The organism is Rathayibacter sp. AC451 (genome assembly GCF_979253095.1).
Genome location: NZ_CEEDBD010000001.1, coordinates 2,665,070 through 2,690,330, shown reverse-complemented (window position 1 = coordinate 2,690,330; position 25,261 = coordinate 2,665,070). Strand labels below are relative to the sequence as shown.

The following is a 25,261-nucleotide window of genomic DNA, read 5'->3' as shown; positions in this document are numbered from 1 at the left end:
CTTCGGCCGGAAACGAGTGTCCAAGAGTCGTCGTACTCGAGCTCGAGTACGACGACTTTCGAGAGTGGTGTGGGGCGGGGCGGGGCCGGGCTACGCCTCCGTCACCACGCCGCCCTCGACGCGCCACTGCCGGTTCAGCTGCACCGTCTCGAGCATGCGCCGGTCGTGGGTGACCAGCAGCAGCGTGCCCTCGTACGACTCCAGGGCCTGCTCGAGCTGCTCGATCGCCGGCAGGTCGAGGTGGTTGGTCGGCTCGTCGAGGACCAGCAGGTTCGTGCCGCGCGCCTGGAGCAGCGCCAGCGCCGCGCGGGTGCGCTCGCCCGGAGACAGCTCGCCCACCGGCCGCCCCACGTGGTCGGCCTTCAGGCCGAACTTCGCCAGCAGTGTGCGCACCTCGGCGGTCAGGTACTCCGGAACGAGCGCCTCGAAGGCGTCGGCGAGTGGTGCGTCGGAGGCGAGCATCGCCCTCGCCTGGTCGATCTCGCCGATCGCGACGCTGGTGCCGAGCGAGGCCGACCCGTCCTCGGGCGCGGCGCGGCCGAGCAGCAGCGACAGGAGGGTCGACTTGCCGGCGCCGTTGGGTCCGGTGATCCCGATCCGGTCGCCCGCGTCGACCTGCAGCGAGACGGGGCCGAGCGTGAAGGAGCCGCGGCGCGCGACCGCTCCGCTCAGCGTCGACACGACCGAGCTCGAGCGCGGCGCCGTGCCGATCGTGAAGGCCAGCTGCCACTCCTTGCGCGGCTCCTCGACCTCCTCGAGGCGCGCGATGCGGCTCTCCATCTGGCGCACCTTCTGCGCCTGCTTCTCGCTCGACTCCGACGACGCCTTGCGCCGGATCTTGTCGTTGTCGGGCGCCTTCTTCATCGCGTTCCGGACGCCCTGACTCGACCACTCGCGCTGCGTGCGGGCCCGCGAGACCAGGTCGGACTTCTGCTCCGCGAAGTCCTCGTACTTCTCGCGGCGCTGGCGGCGCGCGGTCTCGCGCTCCTCGAGGTACGACTCGTAGCCGCCGCCGAACACGGTGGTGGTGCCCTGCGCGAGATCGAGCTCGAGCACGCGCGTGACGCTGCGGCGCAGGAACTCCCGGTCGTGGCTGACCAGCACGACCCCTCCGCGCAGGCCGCGGACGAACGCCTCGAGGCGCTCGAGCCCGTCGAGGTCGAGGTCGTTCGTCGGCTCGTCCAGCAGCACGACGTCGAACCGCGACAGCAGGAGCGCCGCGAGCCCCACGCGCGCCGCCTGCCCGCCCGACAGGGAGGTCATGAGGGAGGAGGCCGCCACTCCGCCCTGCCCCAGCGCGAGTCCGAGGTCGGCCAGCACCACGGGGGTCCGCTCGTCGAGGTCGGCCGCGCCGCTCGCGAGCCAGCGGTCGAGCGCGAGGGCGTAGCGGTCGGCGATGCTGCCGTCCGGATCGGGGTCGGCGAGAGCGGAGGCGGCCGCGTCCAGCTCGGCCGACGCCTCGGCGCAGCCCGTGCGGCGGGCCAGGTACGCCGAGACGGTCGCGCCCTCGCGCCGCTCGTGCTCCTGGGGCAGCCAGCCGACGAACGCGTCGCCCGGGGCCAGCACGACCCGGCCGTCCAGCGGAGCGGTCTCGCCGGCGAGGATGCGCAGCAGGGTGGACTTGCCGGCTCCGTTCGCTCCCACGACGCCGACCACGTCCCCGGGGGCGACCGTGAGGTCGAGTCCGTCGAACAGGGTGCGGTGCGCATAGCCTCCGGAGAGGCCCTTGGCGACGAGGGTGGCGGTCACCGGTCCAGCGTAGGCGGCGCCGGGAGGTCGGTCCGGATCGCTAGAGGCTCTGATAGCACGCGCGTCTAGGATGGCCGGATGAGCGAGACGACCCAGAGGAGCGGCGCCGGGTACTGGTATCCCGACGAGTCCTCCACCCGGCGCGCCGTCGAGGTGCTCAGCGCGATGCGCACCTACCGCGTCTCGGAGGTGGCGATGCGCCGCCGCACCCGCGAGAAGATGGCGATGGGCGAGACCGATCTGATCGCCATCCAGTACCTCCTGCGGCGCCAGCGGAGCGACGAGATCGTGAGCGCGAAGGACCTCGCTGCGCACCTCTCCATCTCCTCCGCCTCGACCACCGTGCTGATCGACCGGCTCGTCCGCAGCGGCCACCTCGTGCGGAAGCCGCACCCCACCGACCGGCGCGGCATCGTCGTCGAGGCCACCGTGGACAGCGACCGCGAGGTGCGCGAGACGCTCGAGCACATGCACCGGCGCATGCTCGAGATCGCCGAGGGCCTCGAGGCCGGCGAGGCCGAGGTCGTCGTCAACTTCCTCCGCCGGATGAGCTCCGCAGTCGACGAGATCGACGCCGAGATCGAGGACGAGGACGCCGATCAGCCGCATTCCGAGAGTTAGCTAGATTCTCTAGTAGAAAGTCTGTCTAGAGATAGGCTGAGGCCATGGGTCAATTCCTCTACGGCACGCCGCCGGCCGTCATCGAGATCGAGGACCGGACCCTGGCTCATCTCCAGATCGTGATCTACGCCAAGTTCCGCCGCGACGAGCGCTTCCCGCTCACCCTCGACGCCATGCCCGAGGGGGCCCGTGGCCGCCACTCCTTCTGGATGAATCCCAACATCGCTCTGCAGTTCCACTTCGCGGGCAGCCGCCAGCCGACGATCAACCCGGCCTGGGTCGAGCTGCTCATGGACGCGGCGAACGGCGGAGGCGGCCTGCGCATGCTGCCCGAGCCGCACGCCTGAGCCGGACGCGGCGCGTCCGACGCCGGCGCCCGTCTCCTAGGGTGGACCCGAGTGCCCGGGGCGGGGGCTCCACGAGGGGCGGGGACACATGCGCGCAGCACGGGCGGGATCGGCACGGCGCCACGCGGTACGGAGTGACGCGGCACGGAGCGGGGGCGCGCTGCTGGCGCTCGCCGCGGCCCTCGCGCTCGCCGGCTGCTCGGCGCCGAGCCCGACCCCGACGGTCACCGTCACGGTCTTCGCGGAGGCGACTCCCACTCCCGACCCCACCGTGACCGCCGCGCTGCCGCAGGCCACGGCCACCGTGTTCGTGCCGCAGCCCGAGGTCACCGTGACCATCACTCCGAATCCCGTTCCCGAGATCCCCGAGACCGCCTTCGCGACCGACTTCGGCTCGGCTCCGGGAGCGACCGGCACGCCGACGACGAACGGCGCGGGCGCGATCGTCAGCTACACGGTCGTGGCGGGCGACACGTTCTTCGACATCGCGCAGCGCTTCGGGATCCCCGTGCAGCAGCTGCTCCGGATGAACACGGAGGTGGCGGGGGCCGGCGAGGCCGTCTACATCGGGCGCGTGATCAACCTCGACGCGAGCACGCTCGGCTGACCGGCCGAGGGGGGACGGGCCGGACGGACCGGCCGAGCCGACCGGCACGCTACTGCGATTTCGGCAGGATGTGGAACGCGACGGCCAGCGACAGCGAGATCGCCGCGATGCCGCCGAAGAAGATGAACCCGGCCAGCTCGGGGAACAGGAAGGCGTTCCCGAGGGCGAGGATCCCGCCGAGGAACAGCGCGAACGCGAGGACGACGCCCAGACCAGTCATTCCCTCATCGTACCGGGCTCACGGGAGCAGGAGGGTCGCGAGCTCCTCCGCCTCGGACACCACGGCCACCGTGCCGGCCGCCTCGGCGGGGGACCCGTAGCCCCACTCGACCATGATCGTCGGGATCCCGTGCGCCGCGGCGCCGTGGACGTCGTGCTCGCGGTCGCCGACCATGACCGGCGCCGAGAGGTCGACGTCGAGCTCGCGGAGGCGGCGGAGCGCCTCCTCGACGACATCGGCTTTGGCGCTGCGCACCTCGTCCTCGGAGGCGCCGCAGATGACCGTGAAGTACTGCGCGAGACCGTAGTGCTCGAGGACCCGGCGCGCGGCCGACTCGGGCTTCGACGTCGCCAGCGACAGGGGCACGCCCGCCTCGGCGATGCGCGCGAGGACGTCGGGGACGCCGGGGTAGACGGAGGAGTCGAAGAGACCGCCGGCGTTGTAGCGGCGGCGGTACACGACGAGGGCGGCCTGCGCCTCCTCGGCGCTCATCCCGCCGAGCGCGCGGAACGCGTCGAGCAGGGGCGGGCCGACGTAGGCCAGGAGCTCGACCGGCGTGGGGACGGGGCGGCCCAGCTCGACGAAGGTGTCGACGAGCGTCCCGGTGATGCCGGGCGCCGAGTCGGTGATGGTGCCGTCGAGGTCGAAGAGGATGCAGGTCCAGGTTCCGGCGCGTTCGCCGAGTCCGGTCGGGGCGAGTGTCGTGTCGGACATGGCGGGGCTCCTGACCTCGGGTGACGCGGGGGACGCCGACGCTGCCCCGTCGGGGGAGAACACTCTACGGGCGCTCGGTGCTCTCGAGTGCGTTCTCGATGAACGAGCGGGTCACGACCTGGGCGATCGAGCCGGCGTCGAGCTGCACGGCGACGAAGTCGGCGGTGCGGATGAGCGCGAACGCCTCGCGCCCGGGCAGCACCAGCATCTGCACGCGGGGGTGCTGCTGGCGCGGGATCGCGGTGCGGACCTCGTCGGTCGAGGTGAAGAGCGGGAGCACCTGCTCACCGGTCGTCGTCGCGACCGTCCGCACGTGCGGCACGCCTCCGGGCTGCGAGCCCGTGACGTCGACCACGAGCGAGCCCTCGAGGCAGGCGGTGAGGAGGCGATCGACGGCCTCCGTGGACGGAGCGGCGACCAGTGCCTCCAGAGCCTCGCGCGCCGGGGCGTTGCGGTAGGGCCCGGGCCGTGCCGGGCGGGCGGGGGGTCCGACTCTCCGTGCCATGCCTCTCACGCTATCCGGGATCGCTTCGCACTCCGAATCGGCGGATCGGTTCTGATCGGCGCCTTTCCCGCGTGAATCCCCCGCGGAGAAGTCGTCCTCCGAGAGGAATGCCGTCATCGGCGAATGCAGTGTCCGACGAGTGCTGTGCAAGTCGTGGGAGTCCGCTATTGCGGCGATTCTTCGCGACAAGGGACCGGATAAAGAGCGCGACGGGCTCGAATCATCACCGAGAATGATCTCTGCTCGGGAGAAAAGGGGTAATGTCTTCTCTCGTCCAGTACTTAACAGGAGGAAAAGTGGCTCAGAAGATCACTCTCGTCGACGACATCGACGGAACGCCCATCGATTCCGGAGAAGGCGGAACCGTCCGCTTCAGCATCGACGGCGCCAACTACGAGATCGATCTCGGCCCCGACAACATCGAGGCTCTGCACTCCGCTCTCGGAGAAGTTCGTCTCCAGCGCCCGTCGGGTCGGCTCCCGCCCCGCGGCCGCCTCCTCGGTCGCCTCGGCGTCCAAGAGCGACCCCAAGCAGCTCAAGGCGATCCGCGAGTGGGCGAACGCCAACGGGCACCAGGTGTCCGACCGCGGCCGCATCCCGGCCGAGGTCCAGGCGGCCTACGCCGCCGCCAACAAGTAGAGCGTCCCGCTCGAACGGCGAAGGCCCCCGCGGAATCCCGCGGGGGCCTTCGCCATGAGCACTAGAACAATCTGGTGTGCGAATCGTCCACGCCGCGCATGGACTCGTAATCGAGGACGACGCAGCGGATACCGCGGTCCTGCGCCAGAGTCCGCGCCTGCGGCTTGATCTCCTGCGCGGCGAACACTCCGGTGACGGGCGCGAGATGAGGATCGCGATTCATCAGCTCGAGATAGCGGGTGAGCTGCTCGACTCCGTCGATGTCTCCGCGGCGCTTGATCTCGACCGCCACACTCGCTCCACGGGAATCCCGCGCGAGGATGTCGACCGGCCCGATCGCCGTCATGTACTCACGGCGGACGAGGGTGTGACCGTCGCCGAGGAGATCGATCTGCTCGGCGAGCAGGCGCTGCAGGTGCGCCTCCACTCCGTCCTTCACGAGACCTGGATCCACGCCCAGTTCGTGGGCGGAGTCGTGCAGCACCTCGTGGATCGAGACGACGAGGGCGTCTCCGGTCTTCTTGTGCGCGACCGTCCACTGCTCGACGACGCCCGACTCCCGGGCGGTCTCGTCCGGCTCCGCGGCGATCAGCGTGCACGGCGGGCTCATCCAGTTCAGCGGCTTGTAGGAGCCGCCGTCGGAGTGGACGAGCACGCTGCCGTCGGCCTTGACCAGCAGCAGTCGGGTGGCGAGGGGGAGGTGGGCGCTGAGACGGCCGGTGTAGTCGACGGAGCAGCGCGCGATGACGAGACGCACCCGTCGAGGATAGACGCGGGCGCGGGCGGCCGCTCGGGGTTCAGGCCATGCGGACGACGTTGCCGGTGACGCGCCGGCCGGCCGGGGACACGAGGTACGAGACGAGGTCGCCGACCTCCTCCGGCTCGGCGACGTCGAAGAACGAGTCGTTCGCGGCGACGGCCTCGCGGACGTCGTCGGTCACCCAGCCCGTGTCGGTGACGGGCGGGTGGACGGCGTTGGCCGTGATGCCCAGGGGGCTCAGCTCGAGCGACGCCGAGATCGTGTAGTTCACGAGGGCGGCCTTAGCGGCTCCGTAGGAGACCTCGCCGGGGAAGCCCCGCTCGCCGCCGGAGGTGAGCGAGACGATGCGGCCGCCGTGGCCGCCGCGGGCCTCGAGCCGCGCGGCGAGCTCCGAGATCAGCAGGGCGGCGGCGCGGGCGTCGACCGAGAGGACGGCGTCGATGCTCGCGGCGTCGACCCGGCGCTGCGGGCGCCCCATCCAGTCGCTCTCGCGGGCGCGGAAGGTGTCGATGACCGATCCGGTCGCGTTGTTGACGAGCACGTCGACCGGGCCGAGCGCCTGCTCCGCGGCGTCGAACAGCGCGGCGGCCGAGCCGGCGTCGCGCAGGTCGGCCGAGACGGCGATCGCCCGCCCGCCCGCGGCGCGGATCCGCTCGGCGACCCTCTCGCCGTCGCTCGCGTGGGCGCGGCGCTGGCGCTCGGGCTCGTACTCGGGCAGGTCCTCGGCGAGGAACGCGACCAGCACGGCGAGGCCGTCGGCCGCGAGGCGCTCGGCGATCGCGGCTCCGATGCCGTGGTTCGCCCCGGTGACCAGGGCGACCCGGCAGGGCTCGAGGCTCGGGGCGGTCATGCGGACTCCGTCACGCGCGCGGGACGAGCCGCGGGGGAGGCGAGGCCGGCGACGACCACGAGCGTCAGCACCAGGAAGAGGGCGTTCAGGAGGCCGAAGTGCTCGCCGAGGAAGCCGATCGCGGGCGGGCCCACGAGGAAGGCGACGTAGCCGAGCATCGCGACCGCGCTGACCCGGGCGGCCGAGTGGGCGCCCTCCGCGGCGGCCGACATGCCCACGGGGAAGCCGAGCGAGCAGCCCAGACCCCAGGCGACGGCTCCGGCGATCACCAGCGCGTCGACGGGAGCGAGGATGAAGAGCAGGATGCCCACCACGGCCAGCAGCGCGGAGGCGCGCAGCACGGGCACGCGGCCGAAGCGGTCGAGCACGGGCCCGCCGATCACGCGGCCGACCGTCATCGCCGCCACGAAGACCCCGAAGACGACGGCGGCCGTGGTCTGGTCGGTGCCGTGGCCGTCGACCATCGCCAGCGTCATCCAGTCGTTCGCGGACCCCTCGGCGAAGGCCATGCCGAGCATGATCAGGCCGATGAAGACCAGGCGCGGATCGCGCCAGACGCCGAGCGAGGCGGCCACGCGCTCGCGCACCGGCGCCTTGGCGGTGGCGACGCCCTGCGTGTCGAGATCGGTGCGCACGGGCACGGAGCGGATCGCGACGAGGACGGTCGCGACGATGACCACGGCGACGCCGACGAGGTGCGCGGCCACGGGGACACCGAGGGCGGAGGCCCCGGCGCCGATCAGCGCGCCCGCGACGGTGCCGAGGCTGAAGAAGGCGTGGAAGAGCGGGAGGAGGGTCGTGCCGAAGGCCTTCTCGTTCGCGGCTCCCTCCACGTTCATCATCACGTCGACCGCGCCGTTGCCGAAGCCGAGCAGCGCCATGCCCGCGAAGGCGAGGGGGAGGGTGCCGAGCGAGTCGGCGGCGACGCCGAGGATCGCGACTCCCGAGGCGCACACGGTGAGGCCCGCGATCATGCCGCGGCGCGCGCCGAGCATCGACATGATCGCCGTCGAGAGCGCCAGGCCGACGATCGCGCCGATCGACATCGCCAGGATCAGCACGCCGACGTCGGCGGTGCTGAGGCCCAGCTCGTCGCGGATCGCCGGGGTGCGCGACACCCAGGTGGCGACGGCGAGACCGCTCAGCACGAAGATCGTGAAGACGGCGTTGCGCCACGCGACGAGCTGTCGGCGGGTGAGGTCGGAGGTGCTGGTCATGATCGTGTTCCTGGAGCGGGCGCGGCCCGAGCGCCCGCTGCGGCGTCTCGGGCCCGCGAGGCGGGACGGGGGCCCTTGTCGAATCGATTCGAGAGGGGCCGGACTAAGCTATCCAGAACCTGCGGGACGGTCAAGGACACGGTCTCGGCGGTGGAGTCGAGGAGGATCGTGGAGTCGCAGAAGCCCCGCGCCGAGGAGCGCCCCGGACGTCCGACGCTGGCCCGGGTGGCGAGCCTCGCCGGAGTCTCGGCCTCGACCGCCTCACTCGTGTTCAGCGGCGCCGGCCCCGTCTCGGCCTCGACCCGCGAGCGGGTGCTGAAGGCGGCGGCCGACCTCGACTACGCCGGTCCGGACCCGCGCGCGCAGTCGCTCCGCCGGGGCCGCTCGGGCATCGTCGGCGTCGTCGTCGACGAGCGCGTGCTGCACGCGTTCCGCGATCCGATCAAGATCGCGATGCTCGACGGCATCGCCGACGTGCTGGGCGGCGCGGACGCCGGGATCCTGCTGCTCACCGAGACCGGCGACGGCTCGGGGCTGATGGCGACGGCGCCCGTCGACGCCATGATCCTGATCGGCTGCAGCCCGACCGTCGACGAGTCGGTGGCGCTGCTGCAGCGCCGTCGCGTCCCGGTCGTCGTGGTGGAGGGGGTGTCCGAGTTCGGCTCGGCGATCGTCACCCTCGACAACCGCGACGCCACCCGGGCCCTGGCCGAGCACCTCCGCGACCTCGGGCACGAGCGCCCGGCGACGGTGACGCTCCCGTTCTCGAAGGACCGCCGCCGCGGGCCCGTGCCGGACGACTGGCGCTCGAGCTCGAGCATCACGGCCGTCGAGCGGCTGCTCGGGGCGCGCGACGTGTTCGACGGGCTCGAGGCCGTGGCGGCGTCGGCCAGCACGGTCGACGAGGGGGTGGCCGCCGGGCGGGTGCTGCTCGATGTGCCGGAGCCACCGACCGCGGTCCTCGCCCAGAGTGATCTGCTGGCGGCGGGCGTGATCCTGGCTGCCGAGCAGCTGGGGCTGCGGGTGCCGGAGGACGTGTCGGTCGTCGGCTTCGACGGCGTGCAGGTGCCGGGGCTCGCGGCGGGCTACGACCTCACGACGATGGTGCAGCCGGCGGTCGACAAGGGCCGGGCGGCGGGACGAGCGGCGCTGGCGCTGCTCGCGGGCGAGGAGGCGGCTCCGGTGTGCTTCCACGCGGTCTTCCACCCCGGGAACACGAGCGCCGCGCCGCGCTGATCCCGGCCTCCCAGCCGGAGTTCTCCACAGGGTTCTCCACAGCCTGTTCGAAACTTCGTTCGAGCGCTCAGCGGAGCCACGCCTCGCCCCGGACGCGCAGTCCGAGGGTCAGCGCACGGGCCCCCAGGTAGCCCACGGCGAAGGCGATCCAGAGCGCCAGCAGGCGCCCGTCCGCCGGCGCCGAGGACGCCAGGGCGGCCAGCGGCACGAACACGGCCAGGTTCACGAGCCCGCTGAGGGCGAGGTAGCGGCCGTCCCCGGCGCCGATCAGGACCCCGTCCAGCACGAACACGTAGCCCCCCAGCGGAGCGGTGACGCCGACCACCGCGATCAGCGCGGGCAGCAGCCGCAGCACCTCCGGGTCGCTCGAGAAGGCGAACGGCAGCACTCCGCTCAGTCCCGCGACCACCGCGCCCAGCACGAGACCGGCACCGATTCCCCAGGTCACACAGCGTTTCGTGACCGCGCGGGCCTGCGCGCGATCGCCGGCTCCGAGCAGGCGTCCGAGCAGCGCCTGCGCGGCGATCGCGACGGCGTCGAGGGCGAAGGCGACCGCGCTGAAGAGCGTCATCGCCACCTGGAACGCGCCGAGCTCCTCCGCCCCGAGGGAGCCGGCGACGGCCACGGCGAGCAGGATCGCGGCCCGGAGGCTCGCGGTGCGCAGCAGCATCCACCCGCCCGACCCCGCGGAGCCGAGAACGCCCCCGAGGTGGGGACGCAGCGGTGCGCCGACCCGCCGCGCGAGCCGGGCCGCGATCAGCGCGTAGGCGGCGAACATGGCCCATTGGGCGATCACCGTCCCCAGAGCGGACCCGGTTATCCCCAGGCCCGCGGGGTAGATCAGCACGGCGTTCAGGCCCGCGTTGAGCGCGAATCCGGCCACCGCGATGACGAGCGGAGTGCGGGTGTCCTGGAAGCCCCGGAGCAGGCCCGTGAGTGCGAAGACGCCGAGCATCGCGGGGATCCCGGCCATGCTGACGGCGAGGTAGCGCACACCCGCCTCGGTGACGGCGGGCTCGGCTCCGAAGAGGCCGATGACGGCCGGAGCGCCCACCGCGCCGGCCACCGCGAGCACGGCTCCGAGCGCCAGTGCGAGCCAGCCGCCGTCGATCCCGGCCGCGACCGCTCGGCGCTCGTCGCCCTCGCCGAGGGCGCGGCCGACCCGGGGGTCGTGCTGTAGGCGAGGAACACCATCAGTCCGACGACCGTCTGCAGCACCGCCGCGCCGAGTGCGAGGCCCGCCAGCGGCACCGCGCCGAGGTGCCCGACCAGCGCCGAGTCGGTGAGGAGGAACAGCGGCTCGGCGACGAGGGAGCCGAGCGCGGGCACGGCGAGCCGCAGGATCCTGCGGTCCAGGGTGCGGCGATCGGGCGAGGTCACCGTCCGACGCTACGCGAGCGGCGTCGGCGGCGCTCCCGCCCGATCCGGAGTCAGCCGCCCTCGCGCCCCGCGGTCTCGCGGAGCTTGCGGCCGTCGGCGACGTCCTCGGCGTGCTTCTCGGCCTTCTTGTCGCTGGAGCGGGTGTCGCGCGGCGGGAGCTGGATGTGCTCCTCCGCCTCGATGCCCGCCTGCAGCTGGCGGCCGCGCTCGAGCTCGGCGTCGAACTCGGCCCCGAAGAGCAGTGCGAGGTTCGTGATCCAGATCCACAGGAGGAAGACGATCACGCCACCGAGGGCGCCGTAGGTCTTGTTGTAGTTGCCGAAGTTGGCGACGTAGAACGCGAAGCCGGCGGACGCGAGCGCCCACACCACGAGCGCGAGGATCGAACCCAGGCTGGTCCAGCGGAACTTCGGCTGCTTCACGTTGGGCGACCAGTGGTAGAGCACCGCGATGATGACGATCATCAGCGCGATGAGCACGGGCCACTTCACGATGCTCCACACGGTGAGCGCGACCTCGCCGAGGCCGATCGCCTCGCCGATCGTCTCCGCGACCGGGCCGCTGAGCACCAGGAGCAGCCCCGCGATCACGAGCAGCGCGACGGTGAAGAGGGTGATGCCGAGCATCGTCGGGCGCAGCTTCCAGACCGGCCGGCCCTCGTCGATCTCGTAGACGCGGTTCATGGCGCGGCCGAACGCGCCGACGTAGCCGGAGGCGGACCACAGGGCGCCCAGCAGACCGGTCACGAACGCGACACCGGCGGCCGGGGAGGAGGTCAGCTCCTGCACCGGGCCGCGGATCGTGTCGAGCACCTCGGGTGACGCGAACCCGCCGAGGATGTCGAGCACCGTGTCGGTGGTCGTCTCGGCCTGGCCGAAGAGGCCCAGGATCGACACCACGGCCAGCAGGCCGGGGAACAGCGCGAGGACCGCGTAGTAGGTGAGCGCCGCGGCGAGGTCGGTGCACTGATCGGCGCCGAACTCGCGCAGCGTCTTCTTGAGGACGTAGCCCCAGGAGCGCTTGGTGACGTCGGTGGGGTCGTCGGGCTTGCGGGTGTCGTCGGGGTCGGGCGCGGTGCGCTCGCGCTCGGTGCTGGTCTGGGCCACGGGGATCCTCCGGTGCTGGCTGCTCGCGCCGGAGCATGCGGGAACCGGCGCGAGGACGTAGGGGCGTCCTCGCCTTCGACGGTAGGGCGGGACGTCGCGGAAGGGACGGAGGTTGACAGGCCGCCGCACGGCGCGGGATCCTCCGCGGGCGCGCGGGCCTCCGCGGCCGGCGCGCGGGTCCGCGCGGGGTCGGCGCTCCGCAGTCAGCGCTCCGGGATCACACGCGGCACGATCCGCACCAGCAGCACCATCGCGATCAGCTCCACGAGCGTCTGCGTGACCACGACGACCGGCGCCACCGACAGCGCAGGAGGCAGCGCCAGCGCGAGCGGCAGCACCACCAGCGAGTTGCGGGTGACTCCGCTGAACAGCAGGGCGCGACGCGCGGGCACGTCCAGACGGGCGACCCGACCCGCCCCCGCACCGAGCGCGGTCATGATCACGACGAAGGCCGCGTACAGCAGCACGAGCAGCCCGAGCCGCGGCAGGGCGTCGGCGACGGCTCCGGCCTGGGACGCGACCACCGTGAACAGGGTCGCGACCATCAGCGGCACCATCGAGCCCAGCACCGCGTCCCGGAGGCGCCGCCCGAGCGCCGACCGGGTGGCGAGCAGCTGCAGCCCCGCCGCCGCGGCCAGCGGCAGCACGATCAGCAGCACGAAGGCCTCGGCGAACGGCCTGATCTCGACCGCGGCCGCTCCGGTCGGCCCGAGGAAGAGCAGCAGGAGCAGGGGCAGCAGGAGGATCTGCACGAGCATCAGGAGCGGCGCGGCGGCGAGCAGCCGGGCCGACGCCCCTCCCGCCAGAGCGCTGAACACGATCACGTAGTCGATGCAGGGCGTCAGCAGCACGAGCAGCACCCCGATCAGCAGGGCGGGCTCGCCCGCGATCGGCCGGGTGAGCACGAAGACGACCGCGGGCACGACGCCGAAGTTCAGCACGAGCACCGAGGCGAGGAAGCGGCGGTCGCGCAACGCCCGCAGCACCGAGCCGAACGGCACGCCGAGGAACGTCGCGAACAGCAGCAGGGCGAGCACCGGCGTCACGGCCGCGTCGAGCTCCTCGGCCGCCGGCACCAGCGCTCCCGCGCCGAGGGCGACCGCGAGGGCCAGCAGGTACAGCGCGACCTGGTGCCGCTCGAGTGCGGCGACCAGGGTCCGTCCGTCACCGCTCACGGGTCGATTCTCCCGTGCGAGCACCGGCGCCTCGTACTGTGAGCGGATGAGCGGCCCCGAGCACGAGCACCGGACGGCGCGCCTGCTGCTGCGTCCCCTCCGCCTCGACGACGAGTCGGCCGTGACGGCCTACCGGGGGGATGCGCGCGCCGCGCGGTTCCTCCGCCACCCGCCGCTGGCGCCCGGCGGCTACCCCGCGTGGTTCGCCGAGCGCTCGGCCGAGTGGGAGCTCGCGCAGCCGGGGCACCGTCGCGTCCTCGGCATCGAGGAGCTCGCGACCGGACGGCTCGTCGGGGACGCGGTCATCGTGCGGCGGACGGACGAGTGCGAGCTCGGGATGTTCCTGCATCCGGACACCGCGGGTCTGGGCTACTCGCTCGAGGCCGGACGCGCGCTGCTCCGCCTGGTCTTCGAGACCCTCGGCTCCCGGCGGGTCGTCGGACGGGCCGACCCGCGCAATCGCGGCTCGGTGAGAGCGATGGAGCTGCTGGGGCTGCGGCGTCGCGAGCAGGCGGAGGGCGACGCCTTGGTCGAGTACGCGGTGACGGTGGAGGCCTGGCGGGCCGGACTGCAGCGCGCGCCGCGTCCCGCCGCGTCTACGGTGGGGGCACCCCTCCCGGACGGAACGAGCACCATGGCACCCAGCACCGCGAGCATCGGACTCGGCCTGGCGGCCGTCGGCCGGCCGGCCTACATCACCGCGGGTCGCGACGGCGACCTGGGCCCGCCCGGCCTGCGCAGCGTCGACGCCCTCCGCGCCCGCACGCACGAGCTGCTCGACACGGCCTGGAGCGAGGGCGTGCGGTTCGTCGACGTCGCCCGCTCGTACGGCCGTGCGGAGGAGTTCCTCGGGAGCTGGCTCGCCGCGCATCCCGAGCGTCGAGCCGGGCTGACCGTCGAGTCGAAGTGGGGCTACGAGTACGTCGGCGACTGGGCGATGGACGCGCCGGTGCACGAGCGCAAGGAGCACTCGGTGGCGATGTTCGAGCGGCAGTGGTCGTCGACGCTCGAGGCGCTGGGCTCGGCCCCCGACTGCTACCTCGTGCACTCGATCACGCCCGAGAGCCCGGCGCTGACCGACCGGGCGCTCCTCGACCGGCTTCGGGGCCTCGCGGCGTCAGGGGTCCGGGTGGGCCTCTCGACGAGCGGACCAGGGCAGGGCAGGACGATCGCACTCGCGCTCGCGATCCCGGAGTCGCCCTTCAGCGCTGTGCAGACCACCTGGAACCTGCTCGAGCGGTCGGCGGAGGCGGCGCTCGCCGACGCGCACGACGCCGGGTGGCTCGTGGTGGTGAAGGAGGCGCTCGCCAACGGTCGGCTGGTGGGCGAGCGCGCTCCCGAGTCGGTGCGCCGACTGGTCGATGCGCCCGAGGACCGGGCGCTCGGCGCCGCGCTCGCCCAGCCGTGGGCCGACCGGGTGCTCAGCGGTGCGGCGACCCCCGCGCAGCTCCTCGAGAACCTGCGCGCACGTCCGGCGGCGCTGCCGGAGGGTCTGGAGCCGCAGGATCCCGAGCAGTACTGGGCCGAGCGGTCGGCTCTCACCTGGCGGTGATGCAGAACCTCGGCTGAGACCCTCCCTCGGCCGCGATCGTGGCCGGCGCTCGGTCTCAGCAGAGGTTCTGCAGAGGTCGATCCGGTCGGACGACGGGCCGCGCTGCGTGAACGGACTGGCCGGATCAGACCGGAGGGGCCACCAGGAGCAGCGCACCGGCGGCCGCGCTGATCGCCGCGAGGACGCACCAGCGGTCGGCGCGCGTGCCGCAGCCGCCGGCCCGCGCGAGGGCGGCGAGGCCGGTGGCGAGCACCGCGACTCCGATCTGCAGGGTCGACGACGTGCGCATCAGCGACCACGCCTCGAACGCGGGCACCGGCGCGGGGGCGGGCAGCAGACCGGCGAGGCTCGCGGACACAGCGAGCAGCAGCAGCGATCCCATGACCAGGGCCACCACGAGGTGCGCCAGGACCTCCGCCGCGGCGCGCTGGCGGGCGCGGACGGCGGAGGAGCGCGGAGCTGCGGAATGGACGATCGCGACGCTGCGGAGGTGCATGCGCCGAGAGTAGATCCGAGCGCCTCCCCGACGGACCCCCTTGTCGGTCCCCCGTCCGGGAGTGATCCGAGTGGGACTTCCTCCCGAACCCGCCCCGAACGGTTCCCGAGTGGTGGCTGAGCGCTGCGGAGGGGGATCGACCCGCCGCGCGAGCCCGATCTAGCCTGGAGGGACGGAGGTGACCGATGTCCGAGGCCAGGAACCACGCCGCCCGCTACCTCGCGAAGCGGGCGGAGGGCGAGTCGTCGCCCGACACCTCCGAGGAGGACGAGGCGACGATCCCGGAGGATCCCGCCGAGCGCGCCGCCTTCATCGAGACGACGATCCAGCAGGCCATCCGCCGAGGGGACTTCGACGACCTGCCCGGCGCGGGCAAGCCGCTGGAGGGGCTGAACGGCGGCCACGATCCCGACTGGTGGATCCGCCGCAAGATCGAGCGCGAGAACCTCACCGGCATCGGACCGGCCGCGTTCCTCCTCCGCGCCGAGGACCGTCAGCTCGACGAGCGCCTCGACCGACTGCACCGCGAGTCGGAGGTGCGAGCGCACCTCGAGGAGTTCAACACGCGCGTCGTCGAGGCGCGTCGGCAGCTGCTGGGCGGGCCCCCGGTCGTGACGCCGCTGCGCGACATCGACGTCGAGCTCGCCCGCTGGGCCGAGCGGCGCACCGCCCGCGCGACTCCGGCGCCCGAGCCCGAGCGGCCGCGCCGACGCTGGTGGCGCGGCCGCTAGGGCGCGCCGATCACGAGATCGCCGTCGCCGCAGATCGTGCGGAGCGCGCGGGATCCTGTTCGACGGACCCTAGGACGTCGTTCCCCTGCGCAGCCGCAGCCGCGTCTCCTCGAGATCGAGCAGCGACTGCGCCTGGGTCAGGATCCGCTGCGGGTAGGCGCGGCGCGAGCGCGCGTCGAGCAGGGCCTCCCGCTCGGCGGTGACCACGGCCAGCCGCAGAGCCCGGTAGAGGCGGTGCGGAGTGTCGACGACGTCGCGCTCCGCTCCGCGCGCCCGCTCCCAGGCGGCCTCCGAGCGGAGGAAGGAGGTCTGCCGCACCCGCTCGAGGACGTCCGGATCGACGTCCGTCGCGCCCTCCACGACGTCGGCCGGGTGCTCGAGGATCGAGAGCCCCTTCTCGGTGATCTCGTCGAGCAGCCCCGCCAGGTAGCGCTGGTCCTCCGGCTCGTCGACGCCGCGGATCCCCGTCGCCCGGATGAGCAGCGGCAGGGTGCTGCCCTGGATCAGGAGCGTCGCGACCGCGACCGTGAAGGCGATGAGCACGAGCTGATTGCGGTACGGGATGTCCTCGGGCAGCGACTGCGCGGCCGCGAGGGTCACCACTCCGCGCATCCCCGACCAGCCCAGCACGAGCCCGCCGCGCCAGCCGAGGCCGCTGGTGCTGAAGTGGCGGTAGTCGGCGCGGCGCAGCTGGTAGCGGCGGCGCGCCTTCGTCCGCTCCTCCCGGGGGAGCTCGGCGGACGCGTCGAGCACCTCCTTCTGCTCACGGGCCCGACGCTCCGCTCGACGGGTCTGCCAGCGCTCGCCGACCAGCACCGGCCCGACCCAGAGGAAGCGGACGACGATGAGCCCCACGGTGGCGAGGAGTCCGATGCCGACCGCGGCGGGGACCGTGAGCGCGGAGTCGTCCGCATCCTGGATCAGACTGCGGATCTCGAGCCCGATCAGGAGGAACACGCCGTTCTCGAGGAGGAACTGCACGGTGCGCCAGTTGACGCGATCGTTCACCCGGGACTGGGCGGTGAAGGAGCGGGAGGAGGCGTGACCCGTGTGCAGGCCCGCGACGACCACCGCCAGCACGCCCGAGGCGCCCAGGCCCTCTGCCGGGATGAAGGCGACGAACGGCACGGTGAAAGAGACGACGGTGTTGAGCACCGGGTCCTCCAGGCACGAGCGCACGAAGACGGTGAGGATGCTCGCCACGAGGCCGACCACGACCGCGACGGCGACCGCGTAGAGGAAGTCGCCGATCGCGGCCCACGGCGTGGCGAGCGTGCCGGCGGCCGCGGCGAGGGCCGAGCGCAGCAGCACCAGCGCGGTCGCGTCGTTGATGAGGCCCTCGCCCTCGAGCAGGGTGAGCAGTCGCGGCGGGAGGCCCAGGCGTCGGCCGACGGACGTGGCGGCGACGGCGTCGGGCGGGCTGATGACGGCGCCCACGGCGATCGCGAGCGGGAGCCCGAGCTCGGGCAGGAGGACGAACAGCAGAGCGCCGACGCCGGCGGCCGAGATGACGACCAGCACGACCGAGAGGCCGGTGATGGTGGTCAGGTTCCGGCGGAAGTCGATGAACGGGACGCTGATCGCGGCGGCGTAGAGCAGCGGCGGCAGCACTCCGTCGAGCACCCACTCGTGCGGGACCACGACCTCCGGCACGCCGGGGAGGTACGAGAGGGCGACTCCGGCGAGCACGAGGACGATCGGAGCGGCGACGCCCAGCCGCCGCGCGAACACGGCGACCGAGACCAGGACCGCCACGGCCACGATCCCCGCGATCCCGAGCATCATCGGTGATCGCTCCTGCGGGCGCGGGGCGGGCGGTGGTCGGGCATCGGTCTCGTCTCCGGTCGTCCCGCGCCGTGCCCGGGAGGGGCGGGCGTCGGGGACCGTCGTCGAGTCTGCGCCCGGCGCCCGCCGCCGACCAGGGGGTTGCGGGCTACCGCCGGTCGAGGACCCGCTCGAGGCCGATCAGCAGCGCCAGCCCGCCGAGGGCGGCGACGACGACGGCGGTGACGGCCCCCGGCGAGAGGGTCAGGGCGGCGTCGACCAGCTCGGATCGCAGCCGCTCGTCGCCCGTGGTCATCAGGAGCCCGACGGCGACCGCGCCGGCGAACAGCCCCCAGACGATCGCGCCGAGGCGGATCCGCGGGCGCTTCGGCGTCAGCGCGCCGGGAAGGGGAGTGGTCTCGGTGCTGCTCATCGCGGGTCCTCCGTCGTGGTCTGCGGGATGCCGGCCTCGCCGGTGCCCGTGGTGCTGTCGTCGGTGGTGCTCTCGTCGGCGGGCTCGGCGACGGTGGTCTGGTCGTGCACCGTGATCGTCCCGGCGCCCTGCTCGATCCGGACGACGACCGGCTCGGCCGTCGGATCGCCGAAGGTCTGCGTCCACCGGGAGCGGCCGTCGACGATCGGGACGTCCTCGGGCGCCGTCACGTTCCGGCCGTCCGCCGAGACGATCTGGAGCTGCCCGCTCGCGGAGACGGCCTCGACCCGGACGGTCGTCCCGGGCAGCGGCCAGATCGAGACCTCGCCGGCGCCCTGCCAGACGTCGATGACCGCACCGTCCTCGCCCGCACCGGGGACGACCGTCACGTCGAGGAGACCGGAGAGCATCGCGTAGTCGCCTGAGCGCTGGTTCGACAGGCCGTACGTCCCGCTCAGGGGCAGGATCTCGCGATCCGGGGGCAGCATCGCCGCGATCAGCGCCGTCGCCAGCGCGAGCACCGACGCGGCGACCAGGAGGGCCGCCCTCCTGCGCACGAGACCCGCCAGCACGATCGCCGCGGCGAGCACGAGCGCGGCGGCGGCGAAGCCGGCCGCCACCGCGGTGGTGCCGGTGGCGGTGAGCGAGACGATCGCTCCGACCACCGCCGCGGCGCCCAGCACGACGAGGGTGATGCTCGCCCGCAGGCGCGGATTCTGCGCCCGGCGCACCCGGCGGCGCTCCTCGCGCACCGCGGCGACCGCGCGGGACCGCGCCCGCGCCTCCTCCGCGCGCTGACGGGCCGTCTCGCGCGCCGACGCCGACTGCTGGGCGCGGAACGCCTCGCGCTCGGTCTTCCAGGCGTCCTGCCGGGCGCGCCAGGCGGCGACGTCCTCGGGCGACTCGGGGCGCACGTCCGTGGGACGAGGCGGCGGGAAGAGGGGGACGGAGCCGGGACGGTCGTCGGTGGTCGCGGGCGCCTCCTCCGGGCCGGCGCCGCGGGCGGAGCGGCCGGAGTTGCGCGCCACCCAGACGACGAGGGCGATGACGAGCCCGATGACCACGAGCGTCCAGATCGTGCGGCCGGCGGCGGGCGACCAGGGGGAGGCGCCGGTGTAGGCGCCGCCGAGCGACCAGAACCCCTGCGCGAGGGGGAGCATCGACGCGAGGACCATCGCTCCGATGCCCGCGTGGACGCGGTCGATCCGGCCGCGGAGCAGCCGCTCGATCGGCAGCACGTCGTCCTCGTCGGGGAGCAGGAGCCAGGCGGCGGCGTAGAAGAGGAGCGCCGGGCCGCCGAGGACCGCCACGACGGCGAAGATCCCGCGGACGATCAGGGGGTCGATGCCGAGGCGCTCCGAGATGCCGGCGCAGACGCCGCCGATCCAGCCGGGGCGGCGGGTCAGGCCGAGGCCGCGCAGCCAGAGGAGGAAGCGGTTGTCGGTGCAGGGCTCGGTGCCGTCGCCGGCCGCGGCCGGGTCGGGCGCCGCTCCGGAGCGCTCCTGCTCCTCGGAGTCGGGAGCCGTCGTGGTGCGGGTGGAGTCGTCGCCGCCCGGTCCGTCCGCGCCGCCGATCGGCGGGGGAGTGCTCGCTGCTGTCATGGTGAGAGTGTCCCGCTCCTCCCCAGGCGGCGACCATCGGGGGAACCCCTGACTCGACCCTCGTTTCCTCCCCGGCGACCCCGACGACCTGTTTGGATGCACGTGTGAGCATCTCGAGCACCGCGGTCAGACCGCCGTTGCGACGCCCCAGGAGGGTCGTCCTCGGCGGTGTCTGCGCGGCGCTCGCCGAGCACCTCGGCTGGACCCTCTACTCCACCCGGTTCTTCACGGTCTTCGCCGCTCTGCTGGGCGGGGGCGGCGTGCTCCTCTACCTGTGGCTGTGGGCCCTCGTGCCGCTCGCCCCGTCCGAGGGCGAGTCCGATCGGGCCGTCCGCCGCGTCGTCCCCGTCGCCGGGCTGCTGTCGGTCGCCGCCGTCGTGGCCGCCGGAGCCGTGCTCCTCGCGCTCGAGGCGCGCGACGACGTCGCGGTGACGCGCGCGCTGGCGGCGGTCGCGGCGCTCGCCGGATCGGCGGTCGCCTGGGCGCTCGGGCCGGGCCGCGACGATCCGTCCGCGACGGCCCGCGCCTCGCTGCAGGTGCGCCTCGCCTCCTGCGCCGCCCTGCTCGTCGCCGGAGTCGCGGTGCTCGTCGCCCGGCCGAGCGCCGTCAACGCGGTCCTCGCGGTGGGCCTGCTGATCGCCGTCGCAGGCGTCCTCGCCGCACCGGGCGTCGTCCGGCTCTGGACCGAGCTGATGGGCGAGCGGGCGGCCCGGGTGCGCGAGGAGCAGCGCGCCGAGATCGCCGCGCACCTGCACGACTCCGTGCTGCAGACCCTCGCCCTCATCCAGAACCGCGCCGGAGCCTCGAGCGAGGTCGCCCGCATCGCCCGCGCCCAGGAGCGCGAGCTGCGCGACTGGTTGTTCGAGCGCGACGTGCCGGTCGCCAACGATCTCGCCGCCGAGATCCGCGCCATCGCGGCCGCCGTCGAGCTCGACTACCCCGCCACCATCGAGGTCGTGGCGGTCGGGGTCTCGCTGCCGGGCGCCGCTTCGCTGCTCGCCGCGACCCGCGAGGCCGTGCTCAACGCGGCACGCCACGCGGGCGGCGAGATCTCGGTCTACGTCGAGTCGGCCGTCGACGGCGTCGACGTCTTCGTGCGCGACCGGGGCCCGGGCGTCGATCTGGGCGCGCTGCCCGGCGACCGGCTCGGCATCCGCGAGTCGATCATCGGCCGGATGACCCGCGCCGGCGGCAGCGCCGTCGTGCGCCCGGGGGTCGGCGGCTCGGGCACCGAGGTGCACCTGCGGCTGGGGGCCGCGTCGTGACGCGCGTCGTGCTGGTCGACGACCACTCCATCTTCCGGTCGGGGCTGCGCGCCGATCTGGCGCCGGGTCTCGAGGTCATCGGCGAGGCGGCCGACGTCGACTCGGCCGTGCGCCTGGTCGCCGAGACGCGGCCCGAGGTGGTGCTGCTCGACGTGCACCTGCCGGGCGGTGCGGGCGGGGGCGGCGCCGAGGTCCTCCGGCGCAGCGCCGCGCTCCTCGACTCGGTGCGGTTCCTCGCGCTCAGCGTCTCGGACGCGGCCGAGGACGTGGTGGGCGTGATCCGCGCGGGGGCCCGCGGCTACATCACCAAGACGAGCTCCGGCGCCGAGGTGAGCCGCGCGGTCGAGGCGGTCGCGGGCGGCGACGCCGTGTTCTCCCCGCGTCTCGCCGGGTTCGTCCTCGATGCGTTCGGCGCTCTCGCGGGCGAGCAGGCCGAGTCGGTCGACGAGCTCGACCGGCTCTCGGCCCGCGAGCGCGAGGTGATGCGCCTGATCGCCCGCGGCTACGCCTACAAGGAGGCGGCCGCCGAGCTCTTCATCTCGGTCAAGACCGTCGAGTCCCACGTCTCCGCGGTGCTGCGCAAGCTCCAGCTCTCGTCGCGGTACGAGCTCACGGCCTGGGCGTCGGCGCGGCGCCTGCTCTGAGGCGCCCGAGCTCCATCCCGACTGCTGACGCGCCCTGCGAGATGCGCTCTCCTGGAGAAGCCGCCTCCCTCGTACGGCCCCCTCCACCGTGCTGATCGAGTAGCCCGCCTTGCGGGCGTATCAAGATCCACCACTACGAGAAGGCCCGGTCGGAGGCGCGATCTGCTGGCTGCGGCCGGTCTCGATACGCCCCCGCGGGACTAGTCGACCAATGGGCGTTCCGCCACCGAGACGCGGAGTGGCTTCGCCGTTGATACTCGACCCGCGAGGGCGCCAGGGTGCATCGAGTGGCCGCGAAGCGGGGTCCGCCGTGGGTGCACGCCCCGACGCGGGTCCAGTCGCGGCATGCCGGGACCCCCGGTCGCCGCGAAGCGGGGTCCGACGCATGCGCCAGGCCCGGCTCGCGTCGACTCGCGGGACGAGCGACTCCCCCGGCCCCGCTGATCGAGTAGGCCGCGCAGCGGCCGTATCGAGATCTGCACCACCTGGACACGGGGGTCTCGATACGCGGCCTGCGGCCGCTACTCGACCAGCGAGGGCGCGGGGGTCTCTCAGGAGAAGTCACGTCGTGTGTGTGGTGATCGGATCGGCTGCGGGGCAGCCGACTCCTCCCTCACAACCGAGACGCGAGGGGGTTCCACCGCTCGAGACGACCGCGAGCGGACCTCGCAGAGACCGTCAGTCGCGCGAGACCAGCACCTGCACGTCCCAGGGTCCGAGCTCCAGCACGTCCCCGGCCGCAGACGCCTCACCCGAGAGCACGTCCTCGACCGCCTCGGGCAGCGCGAACGTCGACGGCTCCCACGACCAGTTGTGCACGAAGCGCACGCGCTCGCCGTGCCGGTTGGTCGCGCTCGTCACGGTCTGCGTCGGCGAGGCCGCACGCCACGGGGTCGTCGCCGCGGACGACTCCGACACCGCCCACTCCATCAGCGCCTTCGCGAGCGCGAGGTCGGGCACCGTGCCCACGTAGGTCACGCGTCCGGCTCCGTGCGAGCGGGTCGTGACCGCCGCGAAGCGCCCGTAGTGCGGGTGCCGGTAGCGCACGAGCACGGTCGCGTCGTCGACCTGCACCCCGTCGGCCCAGACCGTCGCGCGGGCGCCGTCGGGCAGCGGGAAGCCCGACTCCGCCTCCACCGGCAGGGGCACCGCGAGGTTCGCGAACTCGTCGTAGTGCACGCCGGCGGCCGCGTCGAGGAACGCGGGCTTGCGCTGCAGGCGGGCCCGGCCCTCCTCGTCCTCGTAGCCGGTGCGGACGCCCACGACGAGGTGGCCGCCCGCCGCCGCGTAGGCCTCGAGCCACTGCAGCTGCGCGTCGTCCGCGATCGTGAACGCCGCGGCGACGAGGACCGGATGCGCGGCCGCGTACTCTGCGGCCGACACGGCGGTCAGCTGCGACGGGTGCACGGTCGAGGCCTGCAGCCCCGCGTCGAAGGCACCGCGCGCGAAGGCGTCGCGGGCCGTCTGGAAGCTTCGGCGGTCCGGCACCGGCATGCCGCTCGCCGCGTCGGCACCGAGGGCGGAGTCGCTGAAGGCGGGGTGCTCCTCCAGCGCCCACTTGCTCTCGTTCGAGAACAGGATCGCGACGTCGGAGTCGGGCACCAGCTCGGACACCCGGTCGCCCGCCGCGGCGAAGTCGGCGCCCAGCGCGGCGATCTGCTCGTAGGCGCGGCCGGGCTCCTGCGAGTGCGGCAGCACCCCGCCCCAGTACGTCTCCGCGCCGTGGTGGAGCGTGTGCCAGTGCCAGTACTCGATCATCGTCGCGCCGCGCGAGACCAGCGCCCAGGCCGCCTGGCGCCACTGGCCGTCGTAGGCGGGCTCGTTCGACCATGACATGCCGATCGCCTGCGCGTCGGTCTCGGTGACGAGGAACGGCGCCTGCTTCGAGCCGTACATCCGGTCGGCGGTCGCGTAGAGCGCCCACGTGCCGGAGGTGGTCCAGTGCTGGTCGAACGGACGCGCGTCGGGCAGTTCGAGGCCGTCCTGCATCCGGTAGTACGGGTTGCCGGCGGTCACGTCGAGGCGGCGCACCAGCTCCTCGTCCTGCACGGTCGTCCGCTCGTACGAGATGCAGGTGGTGACGAACTGGTCGTCGCGCCCGACCCGCTCGGTGATGCCGCGCACCAGGTCGGCCTGCCAGCCGATGAAGTCCGTCGTCAGCGAGGCCTGGAAGCGGCGCCACGCGAGGTCGTACTGCGGCTGCGCGTTCGCATCCGGGGTCCACAGGTCGGACCAGGTCGAGAGCCGGTGCGACCAGTAGGTCAACCCCCATTCGTCGTTGAGCGCCTCGACCGTGCCGTACGTGGCGCGCAGGTGGTCGACGAAGCGCTCGAAGACCTGCCGGTTGTGGAAGATCTCGTTGCCCGGCTCGTTGTCGACCTGGAAGCCGATGACCGCGGGGTGCGCGGCGTAGCGCTCGACGATGCGGCGGATCACGCGCTCGGCGTGGAAGAGGAACGCGGGGTGCGTGTAGTCGATCTCCTGGCGCGCGCCCCAGCCGATCGGCTGCCCGGTCGCGCGGTGCGCGTTGATCTCGGGGTACAGCCGCGCGAGCCACATCGGCACCGCGTAGGTCGGCGTACCCAGCACGACCGAGATGCCGTGCTCGTGCGCCCCGTCGAGGACCGGCTGCAGCCAGTCGAGGTCGAAGACGCCGTTCTCGGGCTCCCAGGTCGACCAGACGGACTCGCCCACGCGGATCACGGTGAACCCGGCGGCCTTCATGAGCCGGAGGTCCTCGGCCAGGTCGCGGCTGCCGAGCCGCGAGGTGGGCTGGTACTCGTGGTAGTAGGCCGCGCCGAACAGGATGCGATCGGTGAGGTGCTGCATGGTCGCCTTTCAGTGGTGGGGAGGTGGTGGGCGTCAGCTCCTTGACGGCGCCCGCGGTCAGACCGTCGAGCAGCTGCCTGCGCAGGAGGAAGAAGACCAGGATGGTCGGTACCGAGGCCAGCACCGCGCCGGCGAGGACGAGATCGTACGAGCGGTTCTCGGAGGCGAAGAGGATGTTGAGCCCCAGCGGGATCGTGTACTGCGACGAGTCCGAGAGCAGCACGAGCGGCCAGAGGAAGCTGTTGTAGCTCTGCAGGAACCCCCAGACTCCCAGCGCGCCGAGCGACGGGCGCAGCAGCGGCAGCACCACTCGCCAGAAGATGCCGAACTCGGAGTTGCCGTCGATGCGGGCCGCCTCGATGATCTCGTCCGGGATCGATTGCACGATGAACTGCTGCATCATGAAGATCCCGAACGCGGGAGCCACCCAGGGCACGATCAGCGCGAACCACGGATTCGAGAGTCCCGCCTTCACGACCAGGATGAACAGCGGCACCAGGATCACGACGAACGGCACCGACAGCGACGAGAACATGATCGTGAACAGCACCCGCTTGCCGCGGAAGGCGAACTTCGCGAAGCCGTAGCCGGCCATCGCGCAGACGAACACCGAGACGGCGGTCGCGATCAGCGAGGTGCCGATGCTCATCCCGAACCAGTTCCAGAACGGCTGGGTGGTGAGCAGATTGGTGTAGTTCTCGGTGGTCGCGGGGTTCGGGAGGAGCGACGGCGGCGTCGAGAAGATGTCGCCGCGGTTCTTGAACGAGCCGCTGAGCGCCCAGACCAGGGGCAGGACGAACACCAGCAGCAGTGCCGAGAG

The 25,261-nt window shown here is 73.1% G+C and carries 23 protein-coding genes and 3 pseudogenes; 10 read left to right on the top strand and 16 right to left on the bottom strand.

What is annotated here, in order from left to right:
* Nucleotides 1-90 precede the first annotated feature (90 nt).
* Nucleotides 91-1,749 (bottom strand): ABC-F family ATP-binding cassette domain-containing protein, encoded by a 1,659-nt coding sequence (locus AC0CID_RS12850; RefSeq protein WP_465227107.1) that lies wholly within the window; start codon nucleotides 1,747-1,749, stop codon nucleotides 91-93.
* Between the two features lie 78 nt (nucleotides 1,750-1,827).
* Between AC0CID_RS12850 and AC0CID_RS12845 the strand changes: the two genes are divergently transcribed.
* The 3 genes from AC0CID_RS12845 to AC0CID_RS12835 all read left to right on the top strand — a co-directional run bounded on the left by AC0CID_RS12845 (nucleotide 1,828) and on the right by AC0CID_RS12835 (nucleotide 3,324).
* Nucleotides 1,828-2,370 carry a MarR family winged helix-turn-helix transcriptional regulator gene (locus AC0CID_RS12845; protein ID WP_207403272.1) on the top strand — a complete coding sequence of 181 codons (543 nt, stop codon included), beginning with the start codon at nucleotides 1,828-1,830 and terminating at the stop codon, nucleotides 2,368-2,370.
* A gap of 44 nt (nucleotides 2,371-2,414) precedes the next feature.
* A complete protein-coding gene (locus AC0CID_RS12840; protein ID WP_207403271.1) occupies nucleotides 2,415-2,717 on the top strand; it encodes a DUF7882 family protein in 303 nt (100 codons plus the stop codon).
* An 88-nt stretch (nucleotides 2,718-2,805) separates the two neighbouring features.
* On the top strand, nucleotides 2,806-3,324 hold the full coding sequence (locus AC0CID_RS12835; protein ID WP_465227106.1) for a LysM peptidoglycan-binding domain-containing protein: 519 nt from the start codon (nucleotides 2,806-2,808) through the stop codon (nucleotides 3,322-3,324).
* A 49-nt stretch (nucleotides 3,325-3,373) separates the two neighbouring features.
* On the opposite strand, the gene AC0CID_RS12830 is transcribed toward AC0CID_RS12835, so the two are convergent.
* The 3 genes from AC0CID_RS12830 to AC0CID_RS12820 form a co-directional block, all read right to left on the bottom strand.
* Nucleotides 3,374-3,544, bottom strand: a complete 171-nt coding sequence (locus AC0CID_RS12830; RefSeq protein WP_207403269.1) for a hypothetical protein — start codon at nucleotides 3,542-3,544, stop codon at nucleotides 3,374-3,376.
* Between the two features lie 18 nt (nucleotides 3,545-3,562).
* Complete coding sequence (locus AC0CID_RS12825) at nucleotides 3,563-4,258, bottom strand: HAD hydrolase-like protein (RefSeq protein WP_465227105.1); 696 nt, start codon at nucleotides 4,256-4,258, stop codon at nucleotides 3,563-3,565.
* A gap of 64 nt (nucleotides 4,259-4,322) precedes the next feature.
* Nucleotides 4,323-4,763 (bottom strand): SseB family protein, encoded by a 441-nt coding sequence (locus AC0CID_RS12820; RefSeq protein WP_207403267.1) that lies wholly within the window; start codon nucleotides 4,761-4,763, stop codon nucleotides 4,323-4,325.
* 260 nt (nucleotides 4,764-5,023) lie between these two features.
* On the opposite strand from AC0CID_RS12820, the pseudogene AC0CID_RS12815 reads away from it, so the two are divergent.
* Nucleotides 5,024-5,149: pseudogene (locus tag AC0CID_RS12815) on the top strand (hypothetical protein); the annotation flags it as partial.
* Complete coding sequence (locus AC0CID_RS12810; protein WP_465228100.1) at nucleotides 5,109-5,402, top strand: Lsr2 family DNA-binding protein; 294 nt, start codon at nucleotides 5,109-5,111, stop codon at nucleotides 5,400-5,402. The pseudogene AC0CID_RS12815 and the gene AC0CID_RS12810, both read left to right, overlap by 41 nt.
* A gap of 61 nt (nucleotides 5,403-5,463) precedes the next feature.
* On the opposite strand, the gene nucS is transcribed toward AC0CID_RS12810, so the two are convergent.
* Genes nucS through AC0CID_RS12795 form a run of 3 tightly spaced genes read right to left on the bottom strand, consistent with a single transcriptional unit; the run spans nucleotide 5,464 to nucleotide 8,313 of the window.
* Entirely contained in the window at nucleotides 5,464-6,159 is a 696-nt protein-coding gene (gene nucS / locus AC0CID_RS12805) for an endonuclease NucS (RefSeq protein WP_465227104.1), read from the bottom strand.
* Nucleotides 6,160-6,199: 40 nt separating this feature from the next.
* Nucleotides 6,200-7,012 (bottom strand): SDR family NAD(P)-dependent oxidoreductase, encoded by an 813-nt coding sequence (locus AC0CID_RS12800; protein WP_465227103.1) that lies wholly within the window; start codon nucleotides 7,010-7,012, stop codon nucleotides 6,200-6,202.
* The gene (locus tag AC0CID_RS12795) at nucleotides 7,009-8,313 is read right to left on the bottom strand and encodes an MFS transporter (RefSeq protein WP_465228099.1); all 1,305 of its coding nucleotides are present in this window, start codon (nucleotides 8,311-8,313) and stop codon (nucleotides 7,009-7,011) included. The genes AC0CID_RS12800 and AC0CID_RS12795 overlap by 4 nt, the downstream gene beginning before the upstream one ends.
* 84 nt (nucleotides 8,314-8,397) lie before the next feature.
* On the opposite strand from AC0CID_RS12795, the gene AC0CID_RS12790 reads away from it, so the two are divergent.
* Nucleotides 8,398-9,465, top strand: a complete 1,068-nt coding sequence (locus AC0CID_RS12790; protein ID WP_465227102.1) for a LacI family DNA-binding transcriptional regulator — start codon at nucleotides 8,398-8,400, stop codon at nucleotides 9,463-9,465.
* A 67-nt stretch (nucleotides 9,466-9,532) separates the two neighbouring features.
* Here the strand turns inward: AC0CID_RS12790 and AC0CID_RS12785 are convergent.
* From AC0CID_RS12785 to AC0CID_RS12775, 3 genes and pseudogenes are all read right to left on the bottom strand, one after another.
* Nucleotides 9,533-10,845, bottom strand: a pseudogene (locus AC0CID_RS12785) (MATE family efflux transporter).
* Nucleotides 10,846-10,895: 50 nt separating this feature from the next.
* The gene (locus tag AC0CID_RS12780) at nucleotides 10,896-11,951 is read right to left on the bottom strand and encodes a YihY/virulence factor BrkB family protein (RefSeq protein ID WP_207403262.1); all 1,056 of its coding nucleotides are present in this window, start codon (nucleotides 11,949-11,951) and stop codon (nucleotides 10,896-10,898) included.
* A 203-nt stretch (nucleotides 11,952-12,154) separates the two neighbouring features.
* Nucleotides 12,155-13,126: a bile acid:sodium symporter gene (locus AC0CID_RS12775; protein ID WP_465227101.1), complete on the bottom strand. Its 972-nt coding sequence runs from the start codon at nucleotides 13,124-13,126 to the stop codon at nucleotides 12,155-12,157.
* Nucleotides 13,127-13,172: 46 nt separating this feature from the next.
* Between AC0CID_RS12775 and AC0CID_RS12770 the strand changes: the two genes are divergently transcribed.
* Nucleotides 13,173-14,678, top strand: coding sequence for a GNAT family N-acetyltransferase (locus tag AC0CID_RS12770; RefSeq protein WP_465227100.1), 1,506 nt, complete (start codon nucleotides 13,173-13,175; stop codon nucleotides 14,676-14,678).
* A gap of 124 nt (nucleotides 14,679-14,802) precedes the next feature.
* Here the strand turns inward: AC0CID_RS12770 and AC0CID_RS12765 are convergent, their stop codons facing one another.
* Nucleotides 14,803-15,174: a hypothetical protein gene (locus tag AC0CID_RS12765; protein WP_465227099.1), complete on the bottom strand. Its 372-nt coding sequence runs from the start codon at nucleotides 15,172-15,174 to the stop codon at nucleotides 14,803-14,805.
* A 185-nt stretch (nucleotides 15,175-15,359) separates the two neighbouring features.
* On the opposite strand from AC0CID_RS12765, the gene AC0CID_RS12760 reads away from it, so the two are divergent.
* Nucleotides 15,360-15,905 carry a DnaJ family domain-containing protein gene (locus tag AC0CID_RS12760; protein ID WP_465227098.1) on the top strand — a complete coding sequence of 182 codons (546 nt, stop codon included), beginning with the start codon at nucleotides 15,360-15,362 and terminating at the stop codon, nucleotides 15,903-15,905.
* Between the two features lie 69 nt (nucleotides 15,906-15,974).
* Here the strand turns inward: AC0CID_RS12760 and AC0CID_RS12755 are convergent, their stop codons facing one another.
* From AC0CID_RS12755 to AC0CID_RS12745, 3 genes are all read right to left on the bottom strand, one after another.
* Nucleotides 15,975-17,690 (bottom strand): cation:proton antiporter, encoded by a 1,716-nt coding sequence (locus tag AC0CID_RS12755; protein ID WP_465227097.1) that lies wholly within the window; start codon nucleotides 17,688-17,690, stop codon nucleotides 15,975-15,977.
* Between the two features lie 148 nt (nucleotides 17,691-17,838).
* Nucleotides 17,839-18,102 carry a hypothetical protein gene (locus tag AC0CID_RS12750; RefSeq protein WP_207403256.1) on the bottom strand — a complete coding sequence of 88 codons (264 nt, stop codon included), beginning with the start codon at nucleotides 18,100-18,102 and terminating at the stop codon, nucleotides 17,839-17,841.
* Nucleotides 18,099-19,703 (bottom strand): PspC domain-containing protein, encoded by a 1,605-nt coding sequence (locus AC0CID_RS12745; protein ID WP_465227096.1) that lies wholly within the window; start codon nucleotides 19,701-19,703, stop codon nucleotides 18,099-18,101. Before AC0CID_RS12745 ends, AC0CID_RS12750 begins: the two co-directional genes overlap by 4 nt.
* Before the next feature lie 104 nt (nucleotides 19,704-19,807).
* On the opposite strand from AC0CID_RS12745, the gene AC0CID_RS12740 reads away from it, so the two are divergent.
* Both AC0CID_RS12740 and AC0CID_RS12735 read left to right on the top strand, forming a co-directional pair.
* Entirely contained in the window at nucleotides 19,808-20,968 is a 1,161-nt protein-coding gene (locus AC0CID_RS12740; RefSeq protein WP_465227095.1) for a sensor histidine kinase, read from the top strand.
* On the top strand, nucleotides 20,965-21,612 hold the full coding sequence (locus tag AC0CID_RS12735) for a LuxR C-terminal-related transcriptional regulator (protein ID WP_465227094.1): 648 nt from the start codon (nucleotides 20,965-20,967) through the stop codon (nucleotides 21,610-21,612). The genes AC0CID_RS12740 and AC0CID_RS12735 overlap by 4 nt, the downstream gene beginning before the upstream one ends.
* Nucleotides 21,613-22,290: 678 nt before the next feature.
* Here the strand turns inward: AC0CID_RS12735 and AC0CID_RS12730 are convergent.
* Both AC0CID_RS12730 and AC0CID_RS12725 read right to left on the bottom strand, forming a co-directional pair.
* The gene (locus tag AC0CID_RS12730) at nucleotides 22,291-24,441 is read right to left on the bottom strand and encodes a beta-galactosidase (protein ID WP_465227093.1); all 2,151 of its coding nucleotides are present in this window, start codon (nucleotides 24,439-24,441) and stop codon (nucleotides 22,291-22,293) included.
* 139 nt (nucleotides 24,442-24,580) lie between these two features.
* Nucleotides 24,581-24,976 (bottom strand): annotated as a pseudogene (locus AC0CID_RS12725) (carbohydrate ABC transporter permease); the annotation flags it as partial.
* Nucleotides 24,977-25,261 lie beyond the last annotated feature (285 nt).

Coding starts and splice junctions, on each gene's coding strand:
- AC0CID_RS12770 (WP_465227100.1), top strand. CDS start 13,173: ATGAGCGGCCCCGAGCACGAGCACCGGACGGCGCGCCTGCTGCTGCGT.
- AC0CID_RS12830 (WP_207403269.1), bottom strand. CDS start 3,544: ATGACTGGTCTGGGCGTCGTCCTCGCGTTCGCGCTGTTCCTCGGCGGG.
- AC0CID_RS12760 (WP_465227098.1), top strand. CDS start 15,360: ATGTCCGAGGCCAGGAACCACGCCGCCCGCTACCTCGCGAAGCGGGCG.
- AC0CID_RS12730 (WP_465227093.1), bottom strand. CDS start 24,441: ATGCAGCACCTCACCGATCGCATCCTGTTCGGCGCGGCCTACTACCAC.
- AC0CID_RS12825 (WP_465227105.1), bottom strand. CDS start 4,258: ATGTCCGACACGACACTCGCCCCGACCGGACTCGGCGAACGCGCCGGA.
- AC0CID_RS12800 (WP_465227103.1), bottom strand. CDS start 7,012: ATGACCGCCCCGAGCCTCGAGCCCTGCCGGGTCGCCCTGGTCACCGGG.
- AC0CID_RS12745 (WP_465227096.1), bottom strand. CDS start 19,703: ATGACAGCAGCGAGCACTCCCCCGCCGATCGGCGGCGCGGACGGACCG.
- AC0CID_RS12840 (WP_207403271.1), top strand. CDS start 2,415: ATGGGTCAATTCCTCTACGGCACGCCGCCGGCCGTCATCGAGATCGAG.
- AC0CID_RS12820 (WP_207403267.1), bottom strand. CDS start 4,763: ATGGCACGGAGAGTCGGACCCCCCGCCCGCCCGGCACGGCCCGGGCCC.
- AC0CID_RS12845 (WP_207403272.1), top strand. CDS start 1,828: ATGAGCGAGACGACCCAGAGGAGCGGCGCCGGGTACTGGTATCCCGAC.
- AC0CID_RS12835 (WP_465227106.1), top strand. CDS start 2,806: ATGCGCGCAGCACGGGCGGGATCGGCACGGCGCCACGCGGTACGGAGT.
- AC0CID_RS12765 (WP_465227099.1), bottom strand. CDS start 15,174: ATGCACCTCCGCAGCGTCGCGATCGTCCATTCCGCAGCTCCGCGCTCC.
- AC0CID_RS12755 (WP_465227097.1), bottom strand. CDS start 17,690: ATGATGCTCGGGATCGCGGGGATCGTGGCCGTGGCGGTCCTGGTCTCG.
- AC0CID_RS12750 (WP_207403256.1), bottom strand. CDS start 18,102: ATGAGCAGCACCGAGACCACTCCCCTTCCCGGCGCGCTGACGCCGAAG.